At 61.9% G+C, this 5,193-nt stretch carries 3 protein-coding genes and 1 pseudogene; 2 read left to right on the top strand and 2 right to left on the bottom strand.

Translation table 11 applies throughout. From position 1 onward, the window contains the following. Positions 1 to 79: 79 nt before the first annotated feature. Positions 80 to 1,294, bottom strand: a complete 1,215-nt coding sequence (locus CGU34_RS04670; RefSeq protein ID WP_036301396.1) for an IS481 family transposase — start codon at positions 1,292 to 1,294, stop codon at positions 80 to 82. A gap of 402 nt (positions 1,295 to 1,696) precedes the next feature. Between CGU34_RS04670 and CGU34_RS04675 the strand changes: the two genes are divergently transcribed. Then, complete coding sequence (locus CGU34_RS04675) at positions 1,697 to 3,151, top strand: SIR2 family protein (protein WP_157811225.1); 1,455 nt, start codon at positions 1,697 to 1,699, stop codon at positions 3,149 to 3,151. A gap of 283 nt (positions 3,152 to 3,434) precedes the next feature. On the opposite strand, the gene CGU34_RS04680 is transcribed toward CGU34_RS04675, so the two are convergent. Next, the gene (locus CGU34_RS04680) at positions 3,435 to 4,058 is read right to left on the bottom strand and encodes a hypothetical protein (protein WP_157811226.1); all 624 of its coding nucleotides are present in this window, start codon (positions 4,056 to 4,058) and stop codon (positions 3,435 to 3,437) included. A gap of 77 nt (positions 4,059 to 4,135) precedes the next feature. On the opposite strand from CGU34_RS04680, the pseudogene CGU34_RS04685 reads away from it, so the two are divergent. Further along, positions 4,136 to 5,193: pseudogene (locus CGU34_RS04685) on the top strand (IS3 family transposase); the annotation flags it as partial.

Below are 5,193 nucleotides of genomic sequence, written 5' to 3' on the forward strand. Positions count from 1 at the left end.
GTGTGATGTATCAGGACATGCCTGACGATTCTGCATCAGGACATCTCTGACAGTTGATGTGTCAGGACATCTCTGACACTCAGACGGTGGGGCGGCCGCGCCCGCGGGGTCTGCCGCTGCCGACGTACTTCGTGCCGGGTGCGGGCCAGGGCTGCTGGATGAGCAGGGTGCCTTGATAATCGAACACGAGCAGTTCGGTGTCTTCCTCGACGACGTAGGCGATCGCGCCGACGAGGGCTCGACTGATGTGGAATCGGATGCCGCGGACGAAGACCGTGCCGTTGTCTCGGACCCGTGTCATCCGGATCCCGTCATCTGCCGGCAGAGTCGCGGGTCGCGGCGCGGGGCGCGGTGGCTCGACTTTCGCCGTCGCTATCCATGCCTGTTGCGGGGTGATTCGACCGGGCAAAGCTTGATGCGGACGCTCGGTGTTATAGACCAGATCGAAGACGTCGACCTGAGCCTGCAACTGCTCGAGCGTGTCGGCGAGGGGTTGCTTATCGAGGAACCGGAACAGGGTCTGGTGGAAGCGTTCGTTCTTGCCCTGCGTGGTCGGCTTATAGGGCTTGCCCGTGATCGGCTCGACCCCCAGAGAGGTCACATACGAGACGAGCTGGCCCAGCACGCCTCGACGGGACGGGTTCAACGCAGCCCCGTTATCGCTGAGCAGTCGCTGCGGAACACCGTGAGCCTCGATCCCCTTCCGGACAACAGCGATCGCCGCTTCCGACGTCTCACCCCAGGCCACGTGAGAGGCGACTGCGAACCGAGAGTGATCATCGATGAGCTGGAAGATGACACACTTCCGACCGCCCGAGAGGACATACTCGGTCGCGTCCAACTGCCAGCATGCGTTCGGGGCCGGATAGACGAACCGGCGAAACGATGCCCTCGGCTTCTTCCGCGGTTCGACTTTCGCTACTCCCGCGTCACGGAAGATCCGCGCCAGCGACGCCGTCGAGGGCACCGGCGCCATCCCGAGCGACCGCATCTTCTCGTGAACACTGATCGGGCCGTGATCCAGGCCGGATCGCTCTAACGCCGCCCGCACCGCCACCGCCTGCTGCGCCACATTCTCTGCGAGCCGCATCGGGCTCTGCTTCGGACGCCTCGATCGCGGCTCCAACGCTGCCACGGGCCCATCCACCGCCGCTCGTTTCCGGATCGCATAGAACGTCTCCCGCGAGATCCCATGCTCCCGGCAAAACGTCGTCACCGACCCGCGCGGCGCATCCGAAGGCCACTGCACGATCGCGAGACGGACACGAGGATCAACAGGCTCAACACGACTCATCCCCCAAACATCGAGGCAGAAGTGTCAGGACCAAACGACCCCGAAACGTCAGAGATCTATTGATCCAGAACCGTCAGAGATGTCCTGATAGATCACAGTCTTGATGGATCGTCTTGATGGATCGCAGTTCTCTTAGGACGTGTGGGTCGCGGCTCAAGCCTCGTGGGTATGGATCAATGACTTCCACATCGTACGGATCAGTCACGGCTTCCTGGAGAGACCGATGTTCCGAGCAGACAATGTCCGTCGAGATGGATCGTGAGCTCGCGCACACGATCGGCACGCGAGCGCCAGCGAGCTGAGGAAGGGTCGGCGAGGCGGACCAGATGAGTTTTCTCGGACTTGCACGGAATACGAGGTATGAATAGAGTCCGTCTCGCGCCTCGTCGAATGGGCTCCGCAATGTCACTCGCATCCACTCCGCTCAATGAAGGTTGCGCCGTTTGCGGCACTCACTATTCCGTCGCCCTTCCTCAGGACCTCGTTGACGCAGCGCGCCGCAGGGAACTTGTCATCTTCGCGGGTGCAGGCATCAGCACAGAGAAGCCCGGACTCTTCCCCGAGACGTTCTACGAAGAGATCGAGGCCAGGCTGCGGGAAAACCCGTCGAGCGATCCGTTCCCCGTCGTGATGCAAGACTTTGAGGACCAGTTCGGGCGCGCTGAGCTGCTCCGAACGCTGATGGAGCGACTCGACTACGTATCGACGTTTCAGTCGCTACAGAATCGCACCACCGCGTTTCATCAAGAAATCTCGACCATCTCGCAGCTGGACGCGATCTTCACGACGAACTGGGATGACTTCTTCGAGCGGTTTTCCCGAGCACGACCGTTCGTCCTAGATGAAGACTTCGCCTTCTTCGACATTCCCGGACGCCGCGTGATGAAGCTCCACGGCTCGATCTCGAACCTGTCGAGCATCGTCGCAACAACCGATGACTACGAGCGACGAGAGGCGGATCTTGCACAGTCAGTGATGGGAGCGAAACTGCGGGACTATTTGTCCACGAGGACCATCGTCTTCGTGGGGTACTCCCTCTCAGACTCCGATTTTCAGAACGTCTACCGCAACGTGATCGAGCGGATGGGTCGACTTCGGCGCAAGGCGTACCTTGTCACGCCCGTCGATCCGCCAGTATCTCCGCAGATGGAGCTGACGCATCTCAGGACTGATGGGGGCCACTTCGCTCACATTCTGAAGAAGGAGCTTGAAGGGACAGGCGACCATGTGCCCGACGCACGGCTAGGCCGAGCGGAGTGGCTGCATCAAGTCATCCATGATGCGCACGTCGCGTCGGAGGTGCTCCTCGCCCAGGCAGGCGCCTTTGGTGCTTTCACGCACTCGTATCAGGACGGCATGCTTGCCGCTTTAGGGAGGGTGCGCCTGCTGAAGCATCGCGGAGTTTATTCCGATCCGCGGGCCGTGGAAGGCGTCGTTCATTCCTACGCCCATCACTTTGTCACAGCCATCGAGCGGCGGCGGTACTTTGACGCGTGCTACATCGAGGGCTACATGATCGCGACTCGCTCATTGTTGCTTGACGACGATGACCTAAAGCGGGTGCCGGTGTTGGCGACCTTTAGGGATTCGGCGTATCGATCTAGGCGGCCCGAACCCCACAGAGTCATTGAGTCACCCTGGTGGTTTTCGCTGGATGACGGAAATCTGGGCCAGTACATCGAGGCTCTGCAGGAGTCACGGAGGCCACCAACTCAGTGGCTAATCGATCGATCCACTGACGCCGCGTCTCGGGCGAAACGTTCACCGGGTCTGTCGTCAGAGCACTCGGCCATCATGGTGTCGCTAGGGCCCGGACAGGTGCCGCAGCACACCGAGTTCCTCGATGGTGTTCTGTAGGCCCGTTCATCGAGGTTCGAGTGTTGCGTAATCAGCTGTAGAAGATCTTGGACGTCTGGAGGCCTCATCGAACCACAAACCGTCGGTCGTCATCACGGAAAGTGACGAGAGCTGCGGCTGCGGCCCCGAAGAGGCCAGTCGCGGCGGTTCCGCGATCTCACAAGCAGATGAGCGGAGAGCGTCCGCGGCCGATTTCAAGCGATGCTGCGCGTGTCGGTCTCTAATTTGTGTTGTGGACATCGAGCGATTGCTGCGGTAGTCAGCACCGAGCGATCTTCGGCATCTAAACCGACCCGGAGGATGCAACGGCGGGCGGCGTCTCGGCCAGAAGGCTGGCGGCTGGGTCCTTCGTTGCGTCATCTTGGTACTGTTGTCTCTCTTTTTCTCCGAGAGAACGAATAGCACCACGAAACCCATCAAAGTCGACCACTGTGGGGGAAGTTGAATCCTCAAGCTCGTGCTCTCGACGGATCGCGCTGATGCGCTGAGTCGCCTCATCCACCCAGTCGCTCTGCGCGAACGCGTCGGCCAACTCCCGAAGGAGTCGCTTAGCCTCCCGCTTTGAAATGCCTCTCGTATGCGTGCGCGCGAAGTTCTTGATGGTTCGTTTCACTTTGTCGTCGCTGCGGTTTTGCTCCTCCTCCACCGCGGCCGAATCCAGGACCTCGGCGAGGTACCCCAGCAACTCGCCAAAACGATCGCGCAGAGCCTCTGCTCCAGGGGCGTCCGGGGAAGTTGTGAGAAGCAGTACGAGCTCCCTAGCTAGACCCACCTTCTCAATGTGTTCACCTGGAAACGACGCCCTGTACGCCAGATCGAGCGCGTCCCACACGTGGCCCGTCTCACCCACGGTCGACTGAAGTTTCGAGATCGTGAACGCAGCCGGATCGATCTCCTCAACGTTCACAAAGCGGGTTAGGTGTGCCAGGGCTGAAGCGCCCCAGGTTTGATGCCGCATCCTTTTGAGTTGGAAGGATGTATGTCATGCCGAAGAAGATCGATCCTGCCCTGCGTGAGCGCGCTGTCCGGCTGGTGCGTGAGCATCGTTCGGAGTATCCCTCGTTGACGGCCGCGTCAGCGGCCGTTGCCCGCCAGGTCGGCGTGGGCCACGAGTCGGTGCGCCGGTGGGTGCTGCAAGCCGATATCGACGACGGCACCCGCGACGGGATCACCAGCGTCGAGCATGCCGAGATCAAGCGGCTCAAGGCCGAGAACAGTCGTCTGCGGGAGGATGTCGCGATCCTGAGAGCTGCGACGACTTTCTTCGCGGGGGAACTCGACCCCCGCAACCGTTGATGCTGGGCTTCATTGACACGATGAGAGCCGAAGGTCACGCGGTCGAGTCGATCATCCGGGTCCTGCAAGCGCAGGGCGTGAAGATCGCCGCGCGCACCTACCGAGCCCACCGGCAAGGCATCGTCGCAGTGCGGACGATCACGGACGCGCAGGTCCAGGACGCTGTCCGCGCCGCGGCATGGACCATTGTCGAACGCAACGGGACGATGCGTCGCGTGCTGACTCCCGAGGGCCTCTACGGGCGGCGGAAGATGACCGCGCTGATCCGCCGCACGTCGATCCCCGGCGCGTCGCGAGGCGCGGTCGACCGGGCCATGCGCTCGCTCGGGCTGTCGGGAATCCGTCGCGACAAGGGCACCCGCACTACGATCCCCGCCAAGGACGGGGTCCGTGCCGGCGACCTGCTGAACCGCGACTTCACCGCGCCCCGGCCGGATCACACCTGGGTGATGGACTTCACCTATTGCCGCACCTGGGCGGGCTGGGTCTACGTCGCCTTCATCGTCGATGTCTACTCGCAACGCATCGTGGCCTGGCACGCACAGACCACCAAGCACGTCGAGCTGGTGATGATCCCGCTGCGCATGGCCCTCTGGGAACGAGCGCGTGATGGGCACCCGGTCCAGCCCGAGCAGCTGCGGGCACATTCGGACGCCGGGTCTCAATACGTCTCGCTGGCCTACACCGAGAAGCTGGCGCTCGATGGCATCGCACCCTCGATCGGGTCCGTCGGCGACGCGTTCGAT

Origin of the sequence: Microbacterium lacus, assembly GCF_002812805.1 — a bacterium.
In the GTDB taxonomy this organism is placed as follows: domain Bacteria; phylum Actinomycetota; class Actinomycetes; order Actinomycetales; family Microbacteriaceae; genus Microbacterium; species Microbacterium lacus_A.